This window comes from Brevibacterium gallinarum, assembly GCF_014836885.1.
Taxonomy (GTDB): Bacteria; Actinomycetota; Actinomycetes; order Actinomycetales; family Brevibacteriaceae; genus Brevibacterium; species Brevibacterium gallinarum.
Window position 1 is genome coordinate 56,328 of record NZ_JACSPY010000001.1, and the last position, 22,407, is coordinate 78,734.

Here is a 22,407-nt window from a genome sequence, read left to right on the forward strand (position 1 = left end):
TTCTGCTCCGCGCGGAGGGCGCATCCCGCAGGCGCGGGCGTTGGGGATGCCCCGATTGTATCGCAGATCACATACTGATGAGGTCTCAGCGCTTATCAGCGGCGTCCCCGCGGTGAGGCTTCCGGGCCTTCGCTGCTGCCGGCGCTGGCTCACAGGGCGCGATCGTCACATGGGTGATCTCGTCTTGGCCCCAGGTGCGGTAGTGGCGGGTGCGCCGGCCGGGCACGATCGGGTCGTGCAGGGCCCCAGCCATCCGGCCGGTGAAGTCGAGCCGGCCCTGCGCATCGGCGTGCAGCGTCGAGACCGACTCCGACAGAGGTGAGGAGATCCGCAGCTCGTACTTCTCACCCGGGTGGTACAGCGCCGGGGTGCGGATGCGGAAGGTGCCGGCCCCGTTAAGGGTGAACCCGGCGGTGGTGACCTGGCCGAAGGTCACCAGCTGCGCGCGCCTGCGCGAGATCGAGACCTCCCAGCCGTGCACGGAGAACACCGGCAGACCGGTGATGAAGGTGAACGCTGCGCCATCGGAGACCTGGCCACCACCTCGGGAACGGCGGTCGGCGGCAGCCTGAGCGGCCAGCCGCTGCGGCAGCGCGGTGATCCACTCGCCCAGTTCGCGCTGCCAGGCGAACCAGTTGTGCAGGCCGGTGGCGCGCGGCGTCCACATGTGCCTGATGCCCAGTTCGCTCAGCCGCTGGTGGAAGGACTCGCCGTGGTGGCTGACGCTGGCTTCGAGCACGTCGACGTGCTCTTCAGCCTCTCCTGGGTCCGGGTCGCCAGAGCCGGCGGTGAACCACAGATCGGTGGCAGCGAGGTTATCCGCCAGGTGCAGCGGGGAGTTGGCCAGCCATTCGGCCTTGTCACGGCGCGGGTCGCCGAACAGCGAACGCGGTTCGCCGCCCTCGCGCAGGGAGATGATGTCCATCAGCGGTACGGCGGCCAGCGGGTCGAGTGGGGAGGAGAATGCGGCGGCCGCGCAGTAGCGGTCGGGGTGCCAGGCGGCGTACTTCATCGCCGCGTATCCGCCCATCGACAGGCCGGCCAGAATCTGGCCGCCGCGTTCGGCGTTGACGGAGTAGCGGCCGGTGACGAAGTCGACGAGCTCGCCGGTGTGGAACTTCGGCCAGTCGAGCAGCGTGTCGCCGAAGGCGTGCGTGGAGTAGCTCGCCGCCCCGGCATCGGGCATGACGACGAGATACGGGCTCTCAGCGGTGATCCGTTCAGCAGCCCCGAGGTCGGTCCAGGAGCGGAAGTCATCGCCGGAGCCGTGGAAGAGGTAGATGACGTCGGCGACCTCGCTCGGGGTGCCCGGCAGCAGCACCCGCAGCCCGACGGTGCGCGATAGGGCGGGGGAGTAGACGAAGAATTCGCGCAGCCGGCGGGAGAGCTTGCGCTTCTCCCGCACATGGAAGCGGGTGGCGTCCTCGCCGGTGGGTTCGGGGCCGAGGAAGGTGAGCGTCTGGTTGCGGCCGGGGAATTCGCCGGCCCGGTTGCGGGCGGCGGTCAGGGCGCGCACGGCGCGCGCGCCGACGGAGAGCATGATGTGACGTCGCTGGATCATAAGCGTCCTCGCAGGGCTCGGCAGAGGTGGGCGCGACACGGGGTCTCACCGCTCACGATAGGACGCGTGGGTGAACGGGAGGAGACGGGCGTGCGACTCAGCGCTGGGGATTGGCTGCCCGACGGCGCTCGGTGCGCACGCTCGGCAGCAGCTGGCCCTGCCGGTGGGCGAGGAAGAGCATCGCCAGACCGGCCAGCGAGCACACCGCGACGGTGATGACCGAGCCCTCCATGCCGAGGTCCCCGCCGGTCAGCCAGTCCGGCCCGGAGAACGTCGCAGCGAACAGGCCGTCCCCGGAGCCGACGCCGGAGACCGGGGAGCTGAAGATGCCCCCGGAGAGGAAGTTCCACGTGGCGTGGATGCCGATCGGCAGCCACAGCCGGCGGGTGAGCAGATAGGCCCCGCCCAGCAGCAGACCGGCCTCCACCGCGATCGCGGTCGCACCCCACCAGCTGGAGCCGGGATTGCCCAGATGCGCGGCACCGAACAGCGCTGAGGAGATGATGAGCGCCGCCCATGAGCCGAACCACGCATCGAGGATCCGCAGCAGGATCCCGCGGAAGACGATCTCCTCGATGACACCGGCGCTGATCCCGCCGGCCAGGCCGATGAGGATTCCGTCACTGAGCTGGATGCCGGTGATCCGGTAGCCGCCGAGCAGCGCGATGATGCCGATCGCTGCGAGGATGACCGCGACTCCGACGGTGATGCCGAAGAGGAACTCGATGGTCTTCGAGCCCCCGCGCAGCCCCTGACCCGGATCACCGCCGATCCAGCCGACGATGAGTCGGTAGAGCAGCAGCGCAACGGCGGCGGCCGCGCAGGCGCTGATGACGGCGATCCAGCCGGGCCGGGCGATGGTGCCGGGATCGGTGATCTCGATCGGGCGGCCGGAGAGGTTCAGCAGCGCCCAGTCGACGGTGAGCAGCACGACGCTCGTGATGATGAACAGGACCACCCCGGCGAGCAGCTGCAGGATCCGCCGCCTGTCCGTGCGCTGCGTCTTGGGCTCCTCGGGTTCAGAGCGCAGCAGATAGGGATGCGGCGGGTAGGTCATGAGCACATTCTAAGCTGTCCCGCCGGATGCCCGGCATGCGGCGACCGGAGCGGGAACAGCTGCCGGGCGGGCGTGGTTGAATCGAGGTGATGAACACCTCTTCTGATCAGCAGCTGCAGCCCTCGACTGCGGTGGCCCGCGCCGTCGTCCGCGCCCTGACCGCCGCTGGGGTGCGCGATGTCGTCATCTGCCCCGGCTCCCGGTCAGCGCCCCTGACCTATGCGCTCGCGCAGGCCGCTGCGGCCGGCCGGATCGACACGTTCGTGCGCATCGACGAGCGCTCGGCTGCGTTCCACGCTCTCGGTCTGGCCAAAGGCCGTCGGATCGCCGGTCAGCCCCGCCCGGTCGCCGTCGTCACCACCTCGGGTTCGGCGGTCGCGAACCTCCACCCGGCGTTCGCCGAAGCCGCCTACGCCTGCCTGCCGCTCATCGCGCTCACCGCCGACCGGCCGGCCCGGCTGCGCGGCACCGGCGCCAATCAGACTCTCGATGCGCAGGCGACGATGCTGCCCGAGGCCGTGGCCGGCTGCGATATCCCCGCCGGCGCCCCCGACGCCGAGGTGATCGCCGGGCGCTGCCTGGCAGCGGCCCGCGGTGCCGGGCCGGGTGGGCGGCCGGGCCCGGTGCAGGTCAACGTCCAGTTCGACGTCCCGCTCGTGCCCACCGCCGCCGAGGCGGCAGACGGCTGGGCAGCAGAGCTCACGTGCCCGCCGGTCCCCGCGCCCGAGGCGGCCGAGGCCGCGCAGATCACCGCCGCTGCCGAGGCGCTGACCGAGGCGAGCGGGGAGACGATCGTGCTCGCCGGGGATGTCCACGGCTTCCCGCTGGCAGGGCTGGCCGCAGCTCTCGAAGCCACCGGTGTGCCGATCCTGGCCGAACCATCCTGTCCGCTCGTCGACTCCAGCGCCGCGGTGCCGGCCCACCCGCAGGTCCTCGAGGCGCACCCAGAGCTTCTCGATGGCTGCCGGCGGGTCGTCGTCATCGGCAAGCCGACCCTGTTCCGGCCCGATGCGAAGCTGCTGGCCTCCGACCGGCAGATCATCCGCATTCCCGCCGGCGCCGAGGTGGGCCTCGCCTCGGCACTCGACGCCGCACGCGACGCCGAAGGTCCTGCTGGTGCGGGCAGCTGGTCGGGCCGCTGGATCGAGGCCGGCCGGAAGCTCACCGGAACCGGCGGCAGGCGGGCGGAGATCGTGCAGGCGGCACTCACCGCTGCGCCTGCTGCGGTGCGCCCGCACGTCTATGCAGCCAGCTCCTCGGCCATCCGCGTCATCGCCGAGACCATCCACGCCGTACCGCTCGGCCGGCGCGCGCATGTGCATGCCTCGCGCGGACTGGCCGGCATCGACGGGCTCATCTCGACAGCCACCGGGTTCTCCCGGGCACTTGACCCGGCTGTGCCGGTGCGGCTCATCATCGGGGACCTGGCGATGCTGCATGAGATCGGCGGGCTGCTGCGCGAAGCAGGCGAGGAGCTGCCGGCGCTGCAGATCATCGTGCTCAACGACGACGGCGGGCAGATCTTCGCCGGACTCGAACACGGCCAGGACCACCTCGTGCCCTACTTCGAACGCTACTTCGCCACCCCGCACGGCCGGGACTTCGCTGATTTGGCAGTCGGCTACGGCTGGCCGCACACACAGGCCGACAGTGCCGAGGCGCTCGCCCGGGTGCTCGCGGCTGGCGAGCCGGGCATCATCGAGGTGCCGCTGCCGTCCGTGGCCAGACCAGCAGCCAGTTGAGTCTGGCGTCAGGCGCTGCCGCAGGAATCAGGCGCTGCCGCGGCGCTGCGCGCGCCTGCTGGCAGCAGCGATGAGACTGAGCGCCACGCCGGCGATGAGGATGCCACCAGCAGCGAGCATGATGACCGCGGCGGTGGTCGCCCCGCCGTCGGATGGGGCGAAGAGGTCGGTGACATAGCCGATGAGGAACGTCCCGGCCCCGGCGTAGACGACGATGTTGGCGACCCTGCCGAGCGCAGTGGCCGGGCGTTCGGCTGAGTCGGTGAACTCGCGGCGCGAATCGTCGTGCCGGGTGCCGCCGGAGGTGACGTCGTGCTCGGCATCGCCGTCATGGTCACCGGTGCCGTCATCGAAGGACCCGGCGACCGTGCTCGCCACCTGCAGGCCGAAGCCGGTGGCGATGAGCACGGCGGTGACGGTGAGGACGAACTCCTGACCAGCCGGCGGCCCGTCGCCCAAGAACCTGAGCAGGAAGCTGATGAGCGCACTGAACGCGACGATGACCGCACCTGCGAAGATCGCCAGATACCCGGACCTACGCATGACTTCCCTCCCGCTCAGCAGCCGTAGGTGCTGCATCCGTCGGCATGGCTGCCGCGCGCTCCTCTGCGATCGCGGCCTGCGGGTCGATGCCGAGCGCGGTGCGCATCGGCGCGAACTTCGCACCGGTCTCGACCAGCTCGGTCAGCGGATCGGAATCGGGCATGATCCCGGCCCCGGCGAAGAGCCGGATGCGGTTGCGGGCCTCGAACTGACCGCACCGCAGCGCGATGCCGAACTGCCCGTTGCCGGCCGCGTCCATCCAGCCCACCGGCCCGGAGAACCGGCCCCGGTCGGTGCGTTCGTACTCCGCGATCGTCGCGGCGGCCAGCGGCGTCGGCACCCCGCCGATCGCAGCAGTCGGATGGACCGCCTCGGCGACGGCCAGCGCAGTCGGCACCCGCCCGTCGCGAGCTGTCAGCGTGCCGTGGGCATCGGAGGCCAGGTGGATGACGTTGGCCAGCTGCAGCAGGTGCGGCTCCTCGTCGACGTGCAGCTGATCGGTCAGGCGGGTCAGCGGCGCGACGATCGACTCGATCGCATACCGGTGCTCCTCCTGGTCCTTGGCCTTGCCCAGCAGTTCGCGGGCCGCGGCGAGTTCGGCGCGCGGATCGTCCTCGACCCGGTAGGTGCCGGCGAGCACCCGAGTGGTGACCCGGCCGTCCTCGACTCCGACGAGCAGCTCCGGGGTCGCGCCGATGAGGCCGGCGACATCGAAGGTCCAGCAGCCCGGATAGGCGGTGTTGAGCGCCGCGAGCAGCGCACGCACGTCGATCTCATCGGGAGTCTCGATGAGCTCATCGCGGGCGAGCACGACCTTCTTCAGCGCCTGCGCACCGGTATGCTCCCGCATGAGAGCGCTCGCCTGGGCGACGATGTCGAGGTAGTCCGCCCCGGTCGTATGCCCGGGTTTCCGGGTCGCGCCGACCGGCCGGCGGATCGGGGTCGGGGCGAGGACGAGCTCCCCATCGTCACTGCCATCGCCGTTGCCGGCCGGGTCGGCTGTGCGAGCACCGGCACTCAGCGGTTCGATCGAGGTCAGCCACACGCGCCCATCGCGGCGGCCGAGCAGATAGCGGGGGATGTCGATGACCGAGGTGGCCTGCGACTGGGCGGAGAACGTCACCGCCGAGAAGCACGCCAGGCCCGAACCCGGCAGGCCGACCGGATCGTCGATCGTCGAGGTCGCCACGATCTGCTGCCAGGCCCGGTCGAGGTCAGCGAACCGGCGGGCACCGGTGGCTGTCAGCCGGGCTGCCCGGCCGAACCCGACGAGCCCGGAGGTGTGCCGCACCCAGCAGGAGAACCCTGCAGCCGGCAGCTGGGAGATGAACTCCTGCGGCGTCGTCGGCAGCCCGTGGGTGAAGGGCACCGGGGCATGGGGGCTGAGGCCGTCGATGAACCATGAACGCACCACAAACCGCGGCAGCCCAGGGTCGTCATCGCTCACATCGATCCTGTCCATATTCATGCCATCCTACGTGCTCACCGGCCCCGGCGGCAGGCACCTCGAGCACACTGCACCACGACACCGGGCCCCGATTGGCTCCCGGGCGGCTCAGTTGAGACGATAGGGCAATGAACCGGGCCCAGCTGGACAAACAGGCCGCCGACGTCGCGTCGATGTTCGACGACGTCGCCGAGCGCTACGACCTCACCAACGACGTCATGACCTTCGGGATCTCGCGCCTGTGGCGCATCGCCAACACCGAGGCGGTCGATCCCAATCCGGGTGAGCGGATCCTCGACCTGGCCGCCGGGACCGGCGCCTCGTCCGTTCCGTATGCGCGCGCCGGCGCCGAGGTGGTCGCAGGCGACATCTCCGAGGGCATGCTCGCTGTCGGACGGAAGCGCTACCCGGACATCGAGTTCGTCTACGCCGACGCCCTCGACCTGCCGTTCGCCGCTGAGACCTTCGATGCGGTGACGATCACGTACGGCATCCGCAACTTCCAGGACGTCGACGCGGCCCTGACGGAGATCCTGCGCGTCCTCAAGCCCGGCGGCCGGCTCGTCATCGCCGAGTTCTCCACCCCGACGTTCGCGCCGTTCGCCGTGGCGTACAAGGAGTACATCATGGCCGCGCTGCCGGCCCTGGCGAAGGCCGTGAGCTCGAACCCTGAGGCCTACGTCTACCTCGCCGAGTCGATCCGCACCTGGCCGGACCAGGACACCTTCGCCCGGCAGATCTTCGCTGCCGGCTACGACCAGGTGAAGTACCGCAACCTCACCGGCGGCATCGTCGCCATCCACCACGCCCTCAAACCCGCCGCCGGGCCCAACCCCGCCGGCGGCCCGACGGCATGACCCACATCGACGCCGACGTCGTCATCGTCGGTGCAGGACCGGCCGGCTCGACCGCAGCCGCCCACCTCGCCCAGGCCGGCTTCGAGGTCGCACTTCTGGAGAAGGCATCCTTCCCGCGCGACAAGATCTGCGGCGACGCCCTCACCCCCAGGGCTGTGCGCGAAACCCAGCGCCTCGGCATCCCGACCCGGGCCGAGGACGGCTGGCACCCCAACCGCGGGCTGCGGCTCATCGGCGCCGGCCACCGCCTGGAGATCGACTGGCCCGATGTGCCGGGCATGCCCGATCATGGGCTGACACGCCCGCGCATGAAGCTCGACGCCGACCTCGCCGGCTTCGCAGCCGCGTGCGGCGCGCGCCTGCACGAGAACACGATGGCCACCCATCCGCTCCTCGGCCCCGACGGCTGGGTCACCGGGGTCGCCGCCCGGGCCACCGATGAACGCGGCCGCAGGACCGGCCCCGAGCTGACCTTCCGCGCCCCGGTCGTCATCGCCGCCGACGGCGTCTCCTCCCGCATGGCCGTGGCGCTGGGCATCGAGAAGCGCGATGACCGCCCGATGGGCGTGGCCGTGCGCACCTACCATTCCTCCCCGCGCCATGACGACGACTACATCGAAAGCTGGGTCGAGCTCACCGCACCCACCCAGACCACCGTCTCGGGCCAGGCGACCGCCGGCGAGGTGATGCCCGGCTACGGCTGGCTGTTTCCGCTCGGCGACGGCACCGTCAACGTCGGACTCGGGATGCTCAACACCTCCCCGGCCTTCGGCCAGGTCGACTACCGGGCCGTGCTGCGCGACTGGATAGCAGCCATGGGCCACGAGTGGGACATCGACGAGACCACCGAACTGACCCCGGTGCGCTCAGCGGCCCTGCCGATGGCCTTCAACCGCACCCCGCACTTCGACCGCGGCATGCTGCTCATCGGCGACGCCGGCGGAATGGTCAACCCCTTCAACGGCGAGGGCATCGACTACGGCATGGAAGCCGCCCGCATCGCCGCCGAGGTCATCTCCACCTACGCCCGCTATCCCGAGGCCGCCCGCCGGCGCCGCCTGGCCGAGTACCCGGCCGCCGTGCGCGATAGCTTCGGCTCCTACTTCACCCTCGGACGGGTGTTCGCCGAGCTCATCGGACGCCCCGAGCTCATGAGCCTCGGCATCAAGTACGGTATGAGTAGCAGACTGGTGATGACCTTCGTGGTCAAGCTGCTGGCGAACCTCTACGACGACGGATCCACCACCGACCGGGACGCCTACGACTATGTCATCACCGCACTGACGAGGCTGACACCGGCGACGACGAACGACTGAGGGCTGACGAAACGGACATGACGAAGCATTCGACACCCATGACGGGTCCGCTGTCGCCGGTCTCCTTCACCGGCGCCGGATCCGAACTCAGCGCTGCCCTGACAGCGCGCCTGGACGAGGTCGAGGAGTTCCTCGACATCGCCGTCACGCAGACCGAGAAGCTGCCGAACGAGACGTCCCATCACCTGCTGCGCGCCGGCGGCAAGCGGGTGCGGCCGATGCTCGTGCTGCTCGCCGCCGAGTACGGCGACTCCAGCACCCGCGACGTCGTCAAGGCCAGCGCGGCCGTCGAGCTCATCCACCTTGCGACCCTCTACCACGACGACGTCATGGACGACGCCCCGGTGCGCCGTGGCGCACAGGCCGCACACGAGGTGTGGGGCAACTCGGTGGCGATCCTCACCGGTGATCTGCTCTTCGCCCGCGCCTCGCTGCTGTCTGCCGAACTCGGCGTCGAAGCAGTCGAGCTGCAGTCGCGCACCTTCGAGCGCCTCGTCCTCGGCCAGCTCAACGAATTCGCCGGCCCCCAGCCCGGTGACGACCCGATCGAGCACTACCTCAAGGTGCTGGCTGACAAGACCGGTTCGCTCATCGCCGGCTCCTGTGAGTTCGGGCTGCTCGCCTCCGGGGCCCCAGCCGAGCTCGTGCCGGTGCTGCGCGACTACGGCGAGCGCGTCGGGGTGGCCTTCCAGCTCGCCGATGACATCATCGACCTGACCTCTGATGCGCAGACCTCCGGCAAGACGCCCGGCACTGACCTGCGCGAGGGTGTGCCGACCCTGCCGGTGCTCTGCCTGCGCCGGGCTGCCGCGGCCGGTGACGCTGAGGCGCAGCGGATCGTCGAACTGCTGGCCGCCGATCTGTCCTCCGATGAGGCGCTAGAGACCGCCCGTGCGGCGCTCGCCGCCCATCCGGTGACCGCTGAGGCCCGTGCCGAAGCACGCCGCTGGTCCGATGCCGCGGTCAGCGCCCTTGATGCGCTGCCGGCCGGCTGGATCAAGGACAGCCTCGCGGCGTTTGCCGACACTGTCGTCTCCCGCGTCGCCTGAAGCTCACCCGGCTGCCGGGCCCTATGCGCGGTGACCGGCTGCCGGCGGTTCGTCTGCCTCCGGACGCTTCGCGTCCACACCGTCGGCGGCCCTCGCCTCTCCAGCCGCTGCGGCATCCGGGGTCCCGGTTGCCGCCGGTGGGGGAGGTTCGGGCCGGTTGGCCTTGCGGATCTCGCGGCGCCGCTGCGCCTGGGTGGCGCGCAGCATGTCGACGGTGAGCATGACGACGGCGATCCAGATGATGATGAACCCGATCCAGCGGGCCAGCGGCATCTGCTCGCCGAGCACCGTGATGCCGAGGATGAACTGGATCGTCGGGGTGACGTACTGCATGAGCCCCACCCACGACAGCGGCACCCGCCGGGTGGCGGCACCGAAGAGGATGAGTGGGATCGCGGTGATCGGGCCGAGCGCGAGCATGATGAGCAGATGCCCGGTGCCCTCGGTGCCGAAGTGCGAGGCACCGGTGACGGTGAGGTAGATGATGTAGGCACCGCAGACCGGGGTGAGCACCGCGGTCTCGACCGTCAGCCCCTCGAGCGCGCCGACCTTCCCGCCGACCCGGTTCTTGATGAGCCCGTAGAGTCCGAAGGAGAACGCCACGAGCAGTGCCAGCCACGGCATCTGCCCGTAGCCTACGGCGATGACGACGACAGCCAGGCAGCCGACGATGACCGCCGCCCACTGCAGCCTGCGCAGCCGCTCGCCGAGGAAGACCACCCCGATGAGCACGGTGACGAGCGGATTGAAGAAGTAGCCGAGTGAGATCTCGACGACCCGGTTGAGGCTGACCCCGAGCAGGAAGCCGAACCAGTTGATCGAGACGACGATCGCGGCCAGGGCGAGCGTGCCGAGCACGCGCAGGTCGCGCACCGCAGCCAGGACACGGCGGAACCCGCGGGCGAAGATGAGCAGGATGGTGCAGAACACCAGCGACCACACGATCCGGTGGGCGAGGATCTCGGTCGGCGTCGCCGGGGCCGCAGCGGCGAAGACGAGCGGCATCCCTCCCCAGAACAGGTAGCCGGAGAGACCGAGCAGCAGGCCCGAGCGGCGGCGGGCGGATTCCTCGTCAGTCAGCTGGCGTTCAGTCACGAACGGCAGTCTAGTCCACAGCAGGATCGCTGCTGTGACTTCCCGCATACTGGCCGCTCGAGATGTCGACATCAGGCGCGTGGACGTTAGAATCGTGAGTTGACTAGGTGAAAGGTGTGTTATGACTCGTCCTCTCCGGGTAGCCATCATCGGCGCAGGCCCGGCCGGCATCTACGCCGCAGACCTGCTGACCAAGGCTGAACGGGAATTCGACGTCAGCATCGACCTCTTCGAACGCCTCCCCGCCCCCTTCGGGCTGGTGCGCTACGGCGTGGCCCCTGACCACCCGCGCATCAAGGGCATCACCAACGCCCTCATCAAGGTGCTCGACCGCGGGGACATCCGGCTGTTCGCCAATGTCGACTACGGCACCGACATCACGCGTGAGGAGCTGCAGCAGCACTACGACGCCGTCATCTTCTCCACCGGCTGCTTCGTCGACGCCAAGCTCAACATCCCCGGCATCGACCTGCCCCGCTCCTACGGTGCCGCTGACTTCGTCAACTGGTACGACGCCCACCCCGATGTCTCCCAGGAGTGGCCGCTGGACACCAAGGAGGTCGCCGTCATCGGCAACGGCAACGTCGCCCTCGACGTCGCCCGGGTGCTGGCCAAGCAGGCCGACGACATGCTCACCACGGAGATCCCCGACCACGTCTACGAGGGACTCAAACGCTCCGAGGTCACCGACGTCCACGTCTTCGGCCGCCGCGGCCCGGCCCAGGCGAAGTTCACGCCGCTGGAGCTGCGCGAACTCGGCCACGTCAAGGACGTCGACATCATCGTCTACCCCGAGGACTTCGAGTTCGACGAAGCCTCGATGGCCCAGATCCACTCGAACAACCAGACCAAGCAGGTCACCAAGACGCTGACGGACTTCACGCTGCGTGAGCCCACCGGCGCCAAGCGCCGCCTGCACCTGCACTTCCTCCACGCCCCGGTCGCCGTGCTCGGCGACGAGGACACCGGCGTCACCGGCCTGCGCACCGAACGGCAGGAGCTCGACGGCCGCGGCGGAGTCAACGCCACCGGCACCTTCGTCGACTGGCCGATGGACGCGATCTACCGGGCGGTCGGCTACTTCGGCACCCCGCTGACCGAACTGCCCTTCGACGAGCTCAAGGGCGTCATCCCGAACCACGAGGGCCGCGTCGTCGATGCGCTCTCGCAGTCGGAGTCGGCTGATGCGCCGTGGATCCCCGGCGTGTACGCCACCGGCTGGATCAAGCGCGGACCCGTCGGGCTCATCGGCCACACGAAGGGTGATGCGCTCGAGACGATCACCCACCTCATCGAAGACCATGTCGCCGGCCGGCTGCCGGCCCCGTCGGCCCCAGGTGAGGACGCGATCATCGAACGCCTCAACGCCAAGGGCGTCGACTACGTCGACTGGGAGGGCTACCACCGGCTCGAAGCCGCGGAGAAGCAGCTGGGCGAACCGCACGGCCGTGAGCGGATCAAGATCGCCACCCGTGAGGGCATGCTCGCCGAAGCCCGCCGCGCCGTCGAGGCAGCCGACCCCGTCGCCGTCGGCGAAAGCTGATCGTGGGTGCAGCCGGCCGGGCCGAGCGCATCGCCCGCTCCGTGCGCGGGCTGCGCCGTGTGCGCCGGCCGGCCACCGCCTCGGGCCCGGAGTTCGACCTTCACTACGTCCGCCAGCCGGCCACCGGCGCCCGCCCGTCCGGCCTGCCGATCGTCATCGTCCCCGGCGGGCCGGGTCTCGGCTCCCTCGTGCTGTTCGCCGGCCTGCGGGCCCGTGCCGCCCGCGCCGGTCTCGACGTCATCATGATCGAGCACCGCGGCATCGGCCTGTCCCGCTGTGACACAGACGGTGCGGATCTGCCGCGTGAGGCGATGCGCGTGGCTGCGGTGGCCGATGACATCGCCGCTGTGCTGGATGCGGAATCCGTTCCCGAGGCGGTGCTCGCCGGATCCTCGTACGGCACCTATGTGGTCCAGGCCTTCGCCGCCGGCCATCCCGAGCGCACCGCCGCCCTCGTCCTCGACTCGGCGATGATCGACGCGGGCTTCCCGCAGCGCATCGAAGACTACAGCCTCCAGCTGCTGTTCGAGGGGCACCCGCCAGCAGAGCTGAGCGAGATCGGCCCGGTGCCCGGCATCGCCGGGTCTGTCGATCCTGTCGCTGACCTGCCCGAGACCGAGCGGGTGGCGATGAAGATCCGCGACCTCGCCGGCTCCCAGCTCATCGGGCAGCAGGACCTCGGCCGCATGGTGCGCACTGTCTTCGAGTTCGCCGGGGTCGGCACACTCGACCGGCTGCTCAACCAGATCGCCCTCGGCCGCGCCGGGTGGACGCAGGCGCTGCTGACGAAGCTCACCACCGCCGAGCTCGAATCGCGCAGACCGCACATCATGGAGTTCGACCTCGTCGGTGAGATCGCAGTGCGCGAACTCGGCTATGCGCTGCCGGGCCGCGGCAGCCTCTTCGACTCCTCAGCGGACTTCGGAGACGCAGGTGGCCGCTTCACCCCGTTCGCCGGAGAGCCCTATGATCTGGCGGCGGCGCTCAAACGGCTGCAGGCCCCGGTGACCGTGATCTCCGGGAATCGCGACCTGCGCACTCCACGCAGCATCGCCGCACGCATCGCAGCTGAGGCACCCGACGGTGCGCTCATCCCGGTTGCCGACCACGGGCACAGCGCTCTCGACACACACGCTGGGCTGTTCCTCGCCGTCGTGACCGCGCATGCCGCCGGCCGGCGCCCGCGGGCAGACGAGCTGGCTGCGGCCAGCGGCCGGCGCTCCGGTTCAGGCTCGCACCGCCTCGGCGGGATGCTGCGCGCCAGCCTGCTGGCCGACCGGCTGCGACCGGCCAGCCAGCGACCCGGTCAGCGGTAGTTGGTGAACTGCAGGTCGACGTCGAGGTCCTTGCCCTTGAGCAGGGCGATGACCGCCTGCAGGTCATCGCGCTTCTTCGAGCTCACCCGCAGCTCCTCGCCCTGGATCTGGGCTTTGACGCCCTTGGGGCCCTCATCGCGGATGATCTTCGCGATCTTCTTCGCGTTCTCCTTGTCGATGCCCTCCTTGAGGTGACCCTCCAGGCGGTACTCCTTGCCCGAGGCGTACGGGTCGCCGGTCTCAAGGGACTTGAGCGAGATGCCGCGGCGCACGAGCTTGGACTGGAAGACATCGAGCACGGCCTTGACGCGGTCCTCGCTCACCGCCTTCATCATGATCGACTCGCCGGACCATTCGATCGAGGCATCGGTGCCCTTGAAGTCGTAGCGGGAGCGGATCTCCTTCGCCGCCTGATTCAGGGCGTTGTCGGCTTCCTGCCGGTCGACTTCGGAGACGATGTCGAATGACGATTCGCTGGCCATGGATCCTCCTGGAGACGGTGACGGTTCGCACACCAGTCTAGGCGCTGAGGCGATTGGCGTTTCGGGCGCGAAGCTAGTATTCTTCCATAGGTGCTTGAGCGCGCATGCGCCTCAAGCAGACACCTGGCAGGTTGCCCGAGCGGCCAAAGGGAGCTGACTGTAAATCAGCCGGCATTGCCTTCATAGGTTCGAATCCTATACCTGCCACAGCCAAGGCCCGAGGCGTTCTCGCCTCGGGCCTTCGCCGTCGCCGGGACTATGCCGTCGCCGGGCCTGTGCGGCCGGGTTCGCAGGATGGTGCCGGCTGCGGCTCACCTGGTGCTCGGTTCGTCCTCCGCCTCGGCCTCGCTGAACGCCAGGTCCGCGATCTGGCGCAGCCCGGTCATATGCGCGTCATAGACCTTCCGGCCGGCCGGGGTGAGGCTCAGCCACGTGCGCGCCCGCTTGCCGACGAAGCCCTTGCGGACTGCCACGATCTCCTCGTCTTCGAGGGCGGAGATGTGCTTCGACAGCGTCGAATCGCTGACACCGAGCTGCTCGCGGATCGTGCGGAAATCCGCCCGCACGCAGCCGTGGAGTCCGGCGACGAGGGCCAGCCGCGTCGGGTTCGTCAGCAGCGGGCACAGCTGCGCAATCGCATTCTGATGGGTGCTCATCATCGTTCTCCTGTCCGCCGGCTCATGCGCGGCGGCGCAGCACGGCCATCGCCACGGTGGTGACGAGGATGATGAAGCCGGCGGCCAGGTCGGCGTACAGCGGGGTGGCGAGCAGGTTCGCTGCCATCGCCGCGCCGATGTAGGCGCCCACCTGCAGCACGAGCACGGTGACGAGCAGGGCGGTGTCCCGGCGCGCCCACGAGCGGGCGGCGGAGTAGATCACCGCACCGGGGAGGAGCAGTGCGAGGGAGAGCAGGATCCGCAGGATGAACAGCGGTGAGCCTCCCGCCTCGGCGTCAGCGGCGACGACGAGCGACCCGGCGGTCATTGCTGCCCCGGAGGCCAGGAGACCGGCGGCCAGGCGCAGCGTGTTGGCACGCGCCGAGGTGGTGTGCGCCTGTTCGGCTGCGGCGAGTGATGCGCGGGCTTCGGCTGGGCCGGGGTGCTGGTGGGCGTGTGCTGAGGTGCGGTCGGTCATCGTGACTCCTTCGTCTCTTCGTCTGTCGCTTTCTGCAACTGATGTCAGAGTCTCAACCACTTTCCAGGATGGCAAGTAGTTGAGGTGAGGGAATCTGATCGGCTGCGCCTCAGCTCTCCGGGGTGTCCTCTTCCGCATCGCTGCGCCGGCGGCGAGCCACGAGCAGCGCGGTGATGCCGGCGCCGATCGCCACCAGCCCTGCCGCCAGGAGCAGCAGCGTCTCCGCTCCGGTGCGCGGCAGCGGTGCCCAGCGGTCGGCCTCGTCATCGCGCGGCAGGCTGCGCTCGCCGTCCTCGGAGTCGCCTTCAGGTCCCGGCGGTGTGGTGGAGGCGGACGGTTCGGGCCTGGGCTCCTCGCTCGGATCTGCACTCGGGTCTGGGTTCGGGTCGGTGCTCGGCTCAGACGTCGGCTGCGGGTCGGGATCGTCTTCGCCGCTGAGCTGGAGGACGAGATCGAGGTCGAGGTACCGCGACTGCGTCGCATTCGGCGCCGAGAACGGAAGCACGGCCTCGGCGTCGAGACGGGCAGTGGCCTGTGGGGCGAGCTTACCGAGGTCGACTGTCAGAGGTTCGGCACGCAGCTGGCGGACGGTCGCAGAGCTCCCATTCATGCCCACCGCGAGAACATCGTCGATCGCTGCCGTGTCTGCCGGCCCGATCCAGCGCATCTGCACGCGGACGGCGATCGGCGCAGCGGTGGCATTCCGCAGCCACACCGCGTCCTCGACGCGGTCACCGGGAGAGAGGCGATCGACGCTGTCGAACAGCTGCCGGGGCAGCTTTGGCGCCCAGTGCTCACCGTCGACGGAGACGTCGATGGGAGCTGATGCCGAGGCGGTAGTCGCCGTGGCAGGCAGCACGCCCAGGGTGAGAGCGAGGGCTGCGAGGGCAGCCAGCAGGGCGCGTGCGACCCGGCGCGCGAGAGCGTGCTGTGAGGCGGAGGTCTCAGGCATCGGTGCGCGCCTCCTCGGCGTCGGTGCAATGCTCACCGGGTGCGGTCTCATCCTCGGAATCCGGGTGGTGCCGCACGCGGTCGCGGCCGGCGAGCAGCAGCTGCCAGATCGCGTAGCCGATGAGTGCCAGGCCGATGACGGTGATCGCCGCGATCTTCGCCGGTCCGTCGATGCCGAGTGCGATGTGTCCGACGTAGGGGAGGTGGTAGACGACGACGCCGCGGATCTGCTTGGGAAGCACCGCCCCCGGGTCGGGCGCGTTGTTGGCATCACCCTGGGTGGTGAAGGACTTCTCGCCGGCTCCGTTGACACTGATGCCGACGACCCGGTGCGTGACGAGTGTGTCGTCATCAGGGTTGGGCATGAACGTGATGACGTCGCCGACGGAGACCTCGGCTGCGCCCTGGACGGGTTTGACGTAGACCTGCGAACCCGGCGGGATCGCAGGCTCCATCGACCCGGTCAGCACTGTCAGCGGCACCCACCCCATGAGGCGGGGGACGACGACCATCGCGAGCAGCAGCAGCGCCAGAGCAGCGGCAACGCTCCACAGGAGCCACGTGAGGAGCGTGCGCATCACCACTGCCTCCCCGGGACGTTCGGGGCGCCGGTGAGATTTCCAGGCGTGGTGAAGGTGCTGTGGCAGAGGTACTGGTTCTTAAGCGGATCCGAGATGCCGTTCCACGACAGGTTCCACCCCTGCGCCGCAACGAATCTTGTCTGCGCGGAGTTCTTCAGAACACCGACGATGGCGAAATCACGGTGCTTCCGGTCGCCGTCCAAAGCTGGGTCGCGGATGATGGCACGTTCGACGTACACATGACGCGCTGATGCAGGGATGTTGCCGCCGGGATACTCCGGAGCCAAGACACGATCACTGGGACGCACGTGGTAGCCGTTGGTGATCTTGGACCAGGACCCGCCGGTCGGCTTGCTCCAGACTTCCCACCGGTCGATGACAGCCGTGTCGACGGCGCTGGAGCCGCTGGCATCTGGCCACCCCCACTGCAGCCGCATGTAGCCGCGCAAACTGGACATGCGTCCGGGCTGACATCCGGTAACTCCGTTTGACGTGATGGAGGGCGACGGTACTGGCTGCGGCATGCTGACGCGGTAGAGGCTTGTGACCGACCCAGATTCACGGCCATCGGTCGACAGCGTCTGAGCCGAGCCGATGTCGGTGACGGCTTTGATGCCGGCGCCGGCGAAGGTGCGCAGCAGGGTGCGGCGCTCGTCCACCGTCGACGAAGCGGTGTTGAGCGCGACGTCGATGCACATGTGGCGGGTCTCGCCGGCTGCGAGCATGAACGTCGCATCACCGGCCGGCGGAGTGAAGAGCCCATTCGCAGGTGGAGCCTCTTCGGGTTCCTTCACCGTCCAGACCTGCTCGCGTTCGCTGCTCATGCACGTCTGCCCGGCCGGGGCGAGAGCGAAGGTGATGCGGGAGTGGCGCACCGGCTCGAGTTTCGAGTCGTAGTAGTTGTAGCGGCTTGTGAGCTGGGCACGGGTGATCCGCATCTTCCGCGCGAGCGTCGAAGACTCGTTCGTGACGGTGAAGCTCGGCTGATTCCATACCGGAGGCTGTGCCGGGTTGGTGCTCTCGCTGGTGCTGGGCACATCGGCGAAGTCGAGCGTATAGCGGTCCGTCTGTGCCGAGAGCTCATCGGTGGTGAGCTTTTTGAACCATATGGCCAGAGTGGAACCCGTCGGGGTGATGGCAGTGGCGATGACGATGAGGAGTGCAGCGATGAGGCTTGCCGGGGCGATCCACTGCTGTCTCACGGTGCGTGCTCCTTTCGTATCGTCGTCATGCGTGTCGTGTCTCGTGTGTTCTCGGATACAGCTCGGCACGGGGGTGAGCTGTCACCGGCGGTGCTCCCTGCCGGTGTGCCGTGCGGGCCTGCTGTGCCGGTGGGGTGTCGAGTGCAGGCGAGGTGTTACGGCGCCTGCTGCTCGACCTGAACGGTGAGCGCGCCGAGGTCGATGCTGCGGGACTCGAAGGACACCGGCCACTGCTGTGGCGTGGTGATCCTCGAGCTCACCAGCCACTCGGCTTCCTTCAGTTCTGCGGGGTCGGATCCGGAGATCTCAGCCGGATCGCCGAGGCTCTCACCATCGCGGGTGAACTCGGTGTCCACGGTTGTGCCGTTCGGCAGCGCAGCAGTGACGTCTGCTCGATCGATGATGACGTGTGCGGTGAGGTTCGTCCCGTTCGCTGCTGCCGTGAAAGTCTCCTGGATGAGCAGCTGGTCGCCGGGCAGCAGCAGCTGCCCTTCGAGTTCAGCTGCCGTGAGTTCACGGCACGCCGCGAACCCGCTCGGTGCCGTGCATGCGGTGCCGCCGGCGAAGGTCCGCTGATCTTCGGGAAAGCGGCTGTGCAGCTGCACCGGAGCGGTGGAGCCGGCCTCAAGCGTGAGCGAGCCGGAGGAGATCTGGGTATCCGGCAGGGTGGTCTCTTCGTACCACTTCGCCAGGGTGACGCCGGTCGAGGACAGGAGGACCAGTCCCAGACCGGCGGCCACCGCGGCTGCCGCTACCCGTCGCACGGAGGCAACGGTCATCAGATCAGGGGTTGTCGTTCTGATCGAGTTCGATCTTGATCTCGGAGAGGTTGACGGTTCCGTCCTCGCCACGGTCGCCCCACCAGTTGGACTTGTCTTCGGCCGGTTCTGCATCGTCGGTCGTTTCCGGGAATCGCAGCTCGACGGACACCTTGATGGCGGTATTGTCTCCGGGCCTGACGGTCTGCTGGGTATCGGTGCCGTCACCGACAACGGTCTTGACCTTGACGATGTCCTTCAGGTCGCCGGTGACGGTCTCGGAGGTGTTGACTTTCAGCGTGGCGACGAGATTGTCGCCTTCGAGGTCAGGGGTGACGTCTGCGGTGTAGAGCAGCGTGTCACCGGGCACCATCTTGAACTGAGCCTCATCGATGGTCTGACCGCTGTTGACGTCGATCCACTTGGCTCCGTCGACAGTCATGTTCAGGTGACCTGACTGCAGGCTGCTGCCGCCGATCGAATGCTCTTCGTACCACTTGGCGAAAGTGGTGCCGAGTCCGGCGAGCAGGGCCACACCGAGGGCACCGGCTGCGGCTGCCTTGACGGCACGACGATTGGGCTTCTTCTGCGTTGGCGTTTCGGTCATGAGAGATCCGTTCCTCACGTGGGTTGTTTTGCGGCATGCTTCAGTTGCGGTGCGCCGCAAGGATGGCGCGGACGGCACCGTGGAACAGTATTCAGTTTATGCGAATTTGCAGATTCAAACAATTCAGTGCGATGCAGATGACTGCGCAAAATCTTTCTGGAGCCGCGCCTGCGCCCACATTCAGGAATGCATGCTTGAGCCACGCATTACTGCCGAGTAGAAGCAGGTGAGTGATGAGCAGGCAGCAAGCGGTCGTATGTGCAAATCCTGCGTAGAGGGCTCATGCGAGATGAATGTGAGCTGAATAAACCTCATAGAAGTGATGAACACCTCATGGCTGCACGCTTCTGCGGGGCAGACGCGGGTGCCTTCGCAGATGCGGAGGGCTCGCCTCGCCGCCCACGCGTCGCCGAACCGGTGCCCATCCGTCTCCCTCGCGCGAACTCAGACATCAACGGGGTTCGCTGTCCCTGCCGTGCGAATAGTCAGCGTGGGGCAGGAGGTGTCGGCTAGCCTGGGACCATGCAATCGCCCATTCAGCAGTACCTCGACTCCGTGCACGAGCGTCTCTTCGATGTCCACGGCGGTGAACAACCGCAGAACAACCCCTCACTCGCCGAGGCCGACCCTGATCTGTGCGGCCTGGCGATGACAACCGCTGACGGATACACCTACACCTCCGGTGACGCCGAGGTGCCCTTCAGCATGCAGTCGATCTCCAAAGTGTTCTGCTACGCCATCGCGCTGCAGGACCGCGGCTTCCGGTTCATGGACGCGAAGATCGACGTCGAGCCCTCCGGCTCCTCGTTCAAGGACCTCTCCAGTGAGGCCAACACCGGCAGGCCGAAGAACCCGCTCATCAACATCGGTGCGATTGCTGCAACCGCGCAGATTCTGCCGGACTCCGACGGCGAGGTCTTCGACAAGATCCTGCGCGTCATGTCCGGCTGCGCTGCCCGGGACCTCGAAGTCGACGAGGTCTCCTATGAGGCGGATCGCGACGGCGGCATGCACAACCGCGCGCTGTCATGGTTCCTCGCCTCATGGGGCATCATCGACGGCGACCCGCTGCCGGCCTTCGACGACTACAGCCGCCAGTGCGCCATCCTCACCAGCGCGAAGGACCTGTCGATCATGTCCGCGACGCTGACCAACCTCGGCGTCAACCCGGTCACCGGCAAGCGCGTGTTCTCCCGCCAGGTCGCCCAGCGGGTGCTGTCGGTCATGCTCACCTGCGGCATGTACGACGACTCCGGTGACTGGGTGTCCTCGGTCGGCATGCCGGCCAAGAGCGGCGTCGGCGGCGGCATCATCTCCGCTCTGCCCGGCCAGCTCGGCATCGCCACCTACGCTCCGCCGCTCGACCAGCACGGTTCGAGCGTGCGCGGTCTGGCCGCCCACCGGATCCTCTCCCGCGACCTGGAGCTGCACTTCGTGCGCACCTCCAAGGCCGGTCTGTCGACGATCCGCACGCACGACACCATCGACCATGTGCCCTCGACGACCCGTCGTCCGGAAGCCGCCGAGGCGGTCCTCACCGAATACGGTGAACGCGCCCACGTGCTCGAAGTCATGGGCGACCTGCTGTTCTCCGGCATCGAAGTGCTCTCCCGTGAGGTCGCCACATTCGACAAGAACACCGTCTGCGTCGTCGTCGACCTCTCACGTGCCGATCACATCGCCGAGGTCTCAGTCAAGGCGATCTCGCGGCTGGCCGCCGCCCTCGCCGACGTCGACACCTCCCTCGGTCTCGTCGACCCGTTCGACCGGCTGGCGAACCTTCTGGTGCCCGTCGACATGCAGGTCGAGATCTTCGAGGACCGCAACGATGCCCTGTCATGGGCTGAGGATCAGATTCTCCGCCAGTACGGCGACGAGGACTGCTTCCCCGATGAGGCGATCTCCACTCCAGTGCTGCTCGAGGGCATCGACGAGAAGATCCGTGAGAAGGTCGTCAGCCTGCTCAAGCGCGAAGAGTACGACACCGGCGATATCGTCCGCAAGGTCGGTGACGAGTTCGACGGCATCCGGTTCATCGTCTCCGGCGAGGTGCACACGCTCAATCCTGAGGATGAGGGCGGCGACGTCAACGCGCAGCTCGTCGCCGGCATGTCCTTCGGTGAGCTCGCCCTCAATGAGACCTACCATCAGCCCTTCGATGTCCGCGTCGCCGAGCCGACCGTCGTCGAACTGCTGTCGAAGTCCGCAATCGAGAAGCTGGAGAAGTCGGATCCGGAAGCCGCGGCAATGCTGTGGCGTGCGATCGCGGTCGAAGGCTACATCCGCCTCGGGCAGGTCATGCGAGGAGTCAACTGATGCTCGAGGCGTTCCTCGCCGACCACGGGTACCCGCACACCCCCGGCGGGGAGCACAAGCCGTGGGTCATCGCCCACCGCGGCTACTCGGGAGTCGCACCGGAGAACACCCTCGTCGCCATCGAAGCCGCCCGGGTGCTCGGATCCGACTGGATCGAGATCGACATCGGGATCAGTGCCGACGGGACCCCGATCGTGCTGCACGATACGACCCTGAACCGCACCACCTCGGCGACGGGAACCGCAGCGCAGATGAGCGACGAGCGGATCTCACTGGCCGATGCCGGCTCGTGGCTGGGCCCGGGCTTCATCGGCCAGCGGGTGCCGAAGCTGCGCACCGTGCTCGCCAACCTCGCAGACTTCGACGGCAATCTGCTCCTGGAGTTCAAAGACGACTGGTCGCCAGGTGCGATCGCGCAGGTCGCCGACGACATCATGGCCACCGGGATGGCCGACCGGATGATCCTGCAGAGCTTCTCTCCCGCAACGCTCACGGCCGTGCGCGACCTCATCCCCATGGTCGCCCGCGGGCTGCTGCGCATGGTTCCACGGCCGGAGGACAAGACGCTGGCCTCGGACCTCGATGTGACCTTCTACAACCCGTCGCGGCGCGGCTTCTTCCTCCGGCAGGCGCTGCTGGAGGAGTTCATGGCCGAGGGCTACGGATGCCTTGTGTGGACGTCGAACGTGCCTGCCGACTGGGAGCGCCTCATGGCAGCTGGAGTGCACGGCATCATCACTGATCACCCGGGCCGTCTGCAGGGCTATCTGAGCGCCAAATACGACGCTGATTGAGCACCCCGGAGCTGATTTTGCCCGCGGCCGGAAAGTGTGTATAGTGTTTTCTCGTT

General features: G+C 68.3%; 22 protein-coding genes and 1 tRNA gene. 10 read left to right on the forward strand and 13 right to left on the reverse strand.

What is annotated here, in order from left to right:
• Positions 1 to 85 precede the first annotated feature (85 nt).
• Both H9634_RS00270 and H9634_RS00275 read right to left on the reverse strand, forming a co-directional pair.
• Positions 86 to 1,561 carry an alpha/beta hydrolase gene (locus tag H9634_RS00270; protein ID WP_191724874.1) on the reverse strand — a complete coding sequence of 492 codons (1,476 nt, stop codon included), beginning with the start codon at positions 1,559 to 1,561 and terminating at the stop codon, positions 86 to 88.
• A 97-nt stretch (positions 1,562 to 1,658) separates the two neighbouring features.
• Positions 1,659 to 2,618, reverse strand: coding sequence for a CPBP family intramembrane glutamic endopeptidase (locus tag H9634_RS00275; RefSeq protein WP_191724875.1), 960 nt, complete (start codon positions 2,616 to 2,618; stop codon positions 1,659 to 1,661).
• Between the two features lie 89 nt (positions 2,619 to 2,707).
• Here H9634_RS00275 and menD point away from each other — a divergent pair, with 89 nt between their 5' ends.
• A complete protein-coding gene (menD, locus tag H9634_RS00280; RefSeq protein ID WP_191724876.1) occupies positions 2,708 to 4,360 on the forward strand; it encodes a 2-succinyl-5-enolpyruvyl-6-hydroxy-3-cyclohexene-1-carboxylic-acid synthase in 1,653 nt (550 codons plus the stop codon).
• A 27-nt stretch (positions 4,361 to 4,387) separates the two neighbouring features.
• Here menD and H9634_RS00285 read toward each other — a convergent pair whose 3' ends face one another.
• Positions 4,388 to 4,903 carry a hypothetical protein gene (locus H9634_RS00285; protein ID WP_191724877.1) on the reverse strand — a complete coding sequence of 172 codons (516 nt, stop codon included), beginning with the start codon at positions 4,901 to 4,903 and terminating at the stop codon, positions 4,388 to 4,390.
• Positions 4,896 to 6,350 carry an isochorismate synthase gene (locus H9634_RS00290; RefSeq protein ID WP_318244950.1) on the reverse strand — a complete coding sequence of 485 codons (1,455 nt, stop codon included), beginning with the start codon at positions 6,348 to 6,350 and terminating at the stop codon, positions 4,896 to 4,898. The genes H9634_RS00285 and H9634_RS00290 overlap by 8 nt, the downstream gene beginning before the upstream one ends.
• Positions 6,351 to 6,478: 128 nt before the next feature.
• Here H9634_RS00290 and H9634_RS00295 point away from each other — a divergent pair, with 128 nt between their 5' ends.
• Genes H9634_RS00295 through H9634_RS00305 form a run of 3 tightly spaced genes read left to right on the forward strand, consistent with a single transcriptional unit; the run spans position 6,479 to position 9,572 of the window.
• Positions 6,479 to 7,207, forward strand: a complete 729-nt coding sequence (locus H9634_RS00295) for a demethylmenaquinone methyltransferase (protein WP_191724878.1) — start codon at positions 6,479 to 6,481, stop codon at positions 7,205 to 7,207.
• Entirely contained in the window at positions 7,204 to 8,523 is a 1,320-nt protein-coding gene (locus tag H9634_RS00300) for a geranylgeranyl reductase family protein (RefSeq protein ID WP_191724879.1), read from the forward strand. Before H9634_RS00295 ends, H9634_RS00300 begins: the two co-directional genes overlap by 4 nt.
• 17 nt (positions 8,524 to 8,540) lie before the next feature.
• Complete coding sequence (locus tag H9634_RS00305; protein ID WP_225210437.1) at positions 8,541 to 9,572, forward strand: polyprenyl synthetase family protein; 1,032 nt, start codon at positions 8,541 to 8,543, stop codon at positions 9,570 to 9,572.
• Between the two features lie 21 nt (positions 9,573 to 9,593).
• Here H9634_RS00305 and rarD read toward each other — a convergent pair whose 3' ends face one another.
• Positions 9,594 to 10,667, reverse strand: coding sequence for an EamA family transporter RarD (gene rarD, locus H9634_RS00310; RefSeq protein WP_318244951.1), 1,074 nt, complete (start codon positions 10,665 to 10,667; stop codon positions 9,594 to 9,596).
• Between the two features lie 121 nt (positions 10,668 to 10,788).
• Here rarD and H9634_RS00315 point away from each other — a divergent pair, with 121 nt between their 5' ends.
• Both H9634_RS00315 and H9634_RS00320 read left to right on the forward strand, forming a co-directional pair.
• The gene (locus H9634_RS00315) at positions 10,789 to 12,210 is read left to right on the forward strand and encodes an FAD-dependent oxidoreductase (protein WP_191724880.1); all 1,422 of its coding nucleotides are present in this window, start codon (positions 10,789 to 10,791) and stop codon (positions 12,208 to 12,210) included.
• A 2-nt stretch (positions 12,211 to 12,212) separates the two neighbouring features.
• Positions 12,213 to 13,526: an alpha/beta fold hydrolase gene (locus H9634_RS00320; RefSeq protein WP_318244952.1), complete on the forward strand. Its 1,314-nt coding sequence runs from the start codon at positions 12,213 to 12,215 to the stop codon at positions 13,524 to 13,526.
• Here H9634_RS00320 and H9634_RS00325 read toward each other — a convergent pair.
• A complete protein-coding gene (locus H9634_RS00325) occupies positions 13,517 to 14,008 on the reverse strand; it encodes a YajQ family cyclic di-GMP-binding protein (RefSeq protein ID WP_102161404.1) in 492 nt (163 codons plus the stop codon). The genes H9634_RS00320 and H9634_RS00325 overlap by 10 nt on opposite strands.
• Before the next feature lie 125 nt (positions 14,009 to 14,133).
• Here H9634_RS00325 and H9634_RS00330 point away from each other — a divergent pair.
• Positions 14,134 to 14,215 (forward strand) — tRNA-Tyr (locus tag H9634_RS00330).
• A 104-nt stretch (positions 14,216 to 14,319) separates the two neighbouring features.
• On the opposite strand, the gene H9634_RS00335 is transcribed toward H9634_RS00330, so the two are convergent.
• From H9634_RS00335 to H9634_RS00365, 7 genes are all read right to left on the reverse strand, one after another.
• On the reverse strand, positions 14,320 to 14,664 hold the full coding sequence (locus tag H9634_RS00335) for a transcriptional regulator (protein WP_191724881.1): 345 nt from the start codon (positions 14,662 to 14,664) through the stop codon (positions 14,320 to 14,322).
• Between the two features lie 22 nt (positions 14,665 to 14,686).
• On the reverse strand, positions 14,687 to 15,142 hold the full coding sequence (locus H9634_RS00340; RefSeq protein ID WP_191724882.1) for a hypothetical protein: 456 nt from the start codon (positions 15,140 to 15,142) through the stop codon (positions 14,687 to 14,689).
• 109 nt (positions 15,143 to 15,251) lie between these two features.
• Positions 15,252 to 16,094 carry an LPXTG cell wall anchor domain-containing protein gene (locus tag H9634_RS00345; RefSeq protein ID WP_191724883.1) on the reverse strand — a complete coding sequence of 281 codons (843 nt, stop codon included), beginning with the start codon at positions 16,092 to 16,094 and terminating at the stop codon, positions 15,252 to 15,254.
• A complete protein-coding gene (locus H9634_RS00350; protein ID WP_191724884.1) occupies positions 16,087 to 16,671 on the reverse strand; it encodes a signal peptidase I in 585 nt (194 codons plus the stop codon). The genes H9634_RS00345 and H9634_RS00350 overlap by 8 nt, the downstream gene beginning before the upstream one ends.
• On the reverse strand, positions 16,671 to 17,876 hold the full coding sequence (locus tag H9634_RS00355; protein WP_191724885.1) for a hypothetical protein: 1,206 nt from the start codon (positions 17,874 to 17,876) through the stop codon (positions 16,671 to 16,673). Before H9634_RS00355 ends, H9634_RS00350 begins: the two co-directional genes overlap by 1 nt.
• 155 nt (positions 17,877 to 18,031) lie before the next feature.
• Entirely contained in the window at positions 18,032 to 18,655 is a 624-nt protein-coding gene (locus H9634_RS00360; protein WP_191724886.1) for a hypothetical protein, read from the reverse strand.
• 4 nt (positions 18,656 to 18,659) lie between these two features.
• Entirely contained in the window at positions 18,660 to 19,241 is a 582-nt protein-coding gene (locus tag H9634_RS00365) for an alternate-type signal peptide domain-containing protein (protein ID WP_191724887.1), read from the reverse strand.
• Here H9634_RS00365 and H9634_RS00370 point away from each other — a divergent pair.
• The 3 genes from H9634_RS00370 to H9634_RS00380 all read left to right on the forward strand — a co-directional run bounded on the left by H9634_RS00370 (position 19,240) and on the right by H9634_RS00380 (position 22,351).
• Positions 19,240 to 19,461: a hypothetical protein gene (locus H9634_RS00370; protein ID WP_191724888.1), complete on the forward strand. Its 222-nt coding sequence runs from the start codon at positions 19,240 to 19,242 to the stop codon at positions 19,459 to 19,461. The two genes, H9634_RS00365 and H9634_RS00370, sit on opposite strands and share 2 nt — an antisense overlap.
• Before the next feature lie 302 nt (positions 19,462 to 19,763).
• Positions 19,764 to 21,557 (forward strand): glutaminase A, encoded by a 1,794-nt coding sequence (glsA, locus tag H9634_RS00375; protein ID WP_191724889.1) that lies wholly within the window; start codon positions 19,764 to 19,766, stop codon positions 21,555 to 21,557.
• Complete coding sequence (locus H9634_RS00380) at positions 21,557 to 22,351, forward strand: glycerophosphodiester phosphodiesterase (protein ID WP_175293060.1); 795 nt, start codon at positions 21,557 to 21,559, stop codon at positions 22,349 to 22,351. Before glsA ends, H9634_RS00380 begins: the two co-directional genes overlap by 1 nt.
• Positions 22,352 to 22,407: the final 56 nt, after the last annotated feature.

Excerpts from the sequence above, each read along its gene's own strand:
- H9634_RS00270 (WP_191724874.1), bottom strand. The coding sequence starts at position 1,561 with ATGATCCAGCGACGTCACATCATGCTCTCCGTCGGCGCGCGCGCCGTG.
- H9634_RS00335 (WP_191724881.1), bottom strand. The coding sequence starts at position 14,664 with ATGAGCACCCATCAGAATGCGATTGCGCAGCTGTGCCCGCTGCTGACG.
- H9634_RS00350 (WP_191724884.1), bottom strand. The coding sequence starts at position 16,671 with ATGCGCACGCTCCTCACGTGGCTCCTGTGGAGCGTTGCCGCTGCTCTG.
- H9634_RS00300 (WP_191724879.1), top strand. The coding sequence starts at position 7,204 with ATGACCCACATCGACGCCGACGTCGTCATCGTCGGTGCAGGACCGGCC.
- H9634_RS00370 (WP_191724888.1), top strand. The coding sequence starts at position 19,240 with ATGAGAGATCCGTTCCTCACGTGGGTTGTTTTGCGGCATGCTTCAGTT.
- H9634_RS00340 (WP_191724882.1), bottom strand. The coding sequence starts at position 15,142 with ATGACCGACCGCACCTCAGCACACGCCCACCAGCACCCCGGCCCAGCC.
- H9634_RS00360 (WP_191724886.1), bottom strand. The coding sequence starts at position 18,655 with ATGACCGTTGCCTCCGTGCGACGGGTAGCGGCAGCCGCGGTGGCCGCC.
- glsA (WP_191724889.1), top strand. The coding sequence starts at position 19,764 with ATGCAATCGCCCATTCAGCAGTACCTCGACTCCGTGCACGAGCGTCTC.
- H9634_RS00365 (WP_191724887.1), bottom strand. The coding sequence starts at position 19,241 with ATGACCGAAACGCCAACGCAGAAGAAGCCCAATCGTCGTGCCGTCAAG.
- H9634_RS00380 (WP_175293060.1), top strand. The coding sequence starts at position 21,557 with ATGCTCGAGGCGTTCCTCGCCGACCACGGGTACCCGCACACCCCCGGC.
- H9634_RS00315 (WP_191724880.1), top strand. The coding sequence starts at position 10,789 with ATGACTCGTCCTCTCCGGGTAGCCATCATCGGCGCAGGCCCGGCCGGC.
- H9634_RS00345 (WP_191724883.1), bottom strand. The coding sequence starts at position 16,094 with ATGCCTGAGACCTCCGCCTCACAGCACGCTCTCGCGCGCCGGGTCGCA.
- menD (WP_191724876.1), top strand. The coding sequence starts at position 2,708 with ATGAACACCTCTTCTGATCAGCAGCTGCAGCCCTCGACTGCGGTGGCC.
- H9634_RS00275 (WP_191724875.1), bottom strand. The coding sequence starts at position 2,618 with ATGACCTACCCGCCGCATCCCTATCTGCTGCGCTCTGAACCCGAGGAG.
- H9634_RS00285 (WP_191724877.1), bottom strand. The coding sequence starts at position 4,903 with ATGCGTAGGTCCGGGTATCTGGCGATCTTCGCAGGTGCGGTCATCGTC.
- H9634_RS00295 (WP_191724878.1), top strand. The coding sequence starts at position 6,479 with ATGAACCGGGCCCAGCTGGACAAACAGGCCGCCGACGTCGCGTCGATG.
- H9634_RS00305 (WP_225210437.1), top strand. The coding sequence starts at position 8,541 with ATGACGAAGCATTCGACACCCATGACGGGTCCGCTGTCGCCGGTCTCC.
- H9634_RS00325 (WP_102161404.1), bottom strand. The coding sequence starts at position 14,008 with ATGGCCAGCGAATCGTCATTCGACATCGTCTCCGAAGTCGACCGGCAG.